General features: G+C 62.6%; 1 protein-coding gene. It reads right to left on the bottom strand.

Annotated elements, in window-relative coordinates; all coding sequences use genetic code 11:
• Positions 1-1,065 (bottom strand): IS630 family transposase, encoded by a 1,065-nt coding sequence (locus ACZI8W_RS26115; protein WP_463371445.1) that lies wholly within the window; start codon positions 1,063-1,065, stop codon positions 1-3.
• Between the last annotated feature and the right edge of the window lie 52 nt (positions 1,066-1,117).

Below are 1,117 nucleotides of genomic sequence, written 5' to 3'. Positions count from 1 at the left end.
CTAGTGGTCCGTGGTTGAAGTTTCTTGCCGATTAGCTTTGGCCAGGACCTGGTCGGCTGTCTTGGTCCACACGAACGGAGCGCACCGGGTGTTCCAGCCAGTGATGAACGCACGAATCTTCGTGTTCAGTTCCTTGACACTGCCGAAGGTGCCGCGATGAATCGCTTGCCGTTCGATGATGCCGAACCAGACCTCGACCAGGTTCATCCACGACGCGGAGGTCGGGGTGAAATGCACATGGAAGCGGGGATGTTCGGCCAGCCAGGCACGGACTTCGGCCTTCTTGTGAGTGGCGTAGTTGTCCATCACCAGATGCAGATCCCGCTCCGGATATGCCCGGTCGAGATGCCGAAGGAAGGCGAGGAACTCTTGATGACGATGCCGTGGCCGGCACAGCCCGGTGACCTTGCCGGTGGCGATGTCGAGAGCTGCGAACAACGTCGACGTGCCGTGCCGAACGTAGTCGTGGGTGCGTTTCTCGACCGAACCGATCCGCATCGGCAGCATCGGCGCGGTCCGGTCCAGCGCCTGGATCTGCGACTTCTCGTCCACACACAACACGATCGCGTTCTCCGGCGGGGCGAGATACAAGCCGACGACGTCGGTGACCTTGGCGACCAGTTCCGGGTCGGTAGAGAACTTGAATGTTTCACTGCGCCACGGTTTGACACCGTACTCACGCCACGCCGCGGCTACCGTGGTGTTGTCGATACCGAGATGGTTCCCGAGCAACCGACTGCTCCAATGCGTGACCCCGTACTTCTTCGGCGGCGGCGCGAGCGTCGCGGCGACGACCTTCGCATGATCAACACTGCGGGGTCGGCCCGAGCGGTGCTCGTCGACCAGGCCGGCGATCCCGGCCTGCTCGTACCGACTGCGCCACAAGGTCACCGTCGGCCGCGACACCCCGACCGTATGCGCGATCTGCGTGTTGGACTCACCGTCGGCCGCAAGCAGCATCATCCGCGCTCGCCGTGCCACGTCCGCACGGACGGTCTTGGACCGAACCAACGCAGCCAGCTCGTCTCGATCCCCGTCACGCAACACCAAAGGAGCAACTCGCATGCCGCAGTATCTCAAACTTGACCGCCAAACTACTTTTCCCACGCCGCACTAG

This window comes from Rhodococcus ruitaii (assembly GCF_055230935.1).
The sequence above is the reverse complement of the archived record's forward strand: the minus strand, read 5'-3'. Positions and strand labels throughout refer to the sequence as shown.

What these genes read in the sequence shown, in the direction of transcription:
- ACZI8W_RS26115 (WP_463371445.1), bottom strand. Translation starts at nt 1,065, where the DNA reads ATGCGAGTTGCTCCTTTGGTGTTGCGTGACGGGGATCGAGACGAGCTG.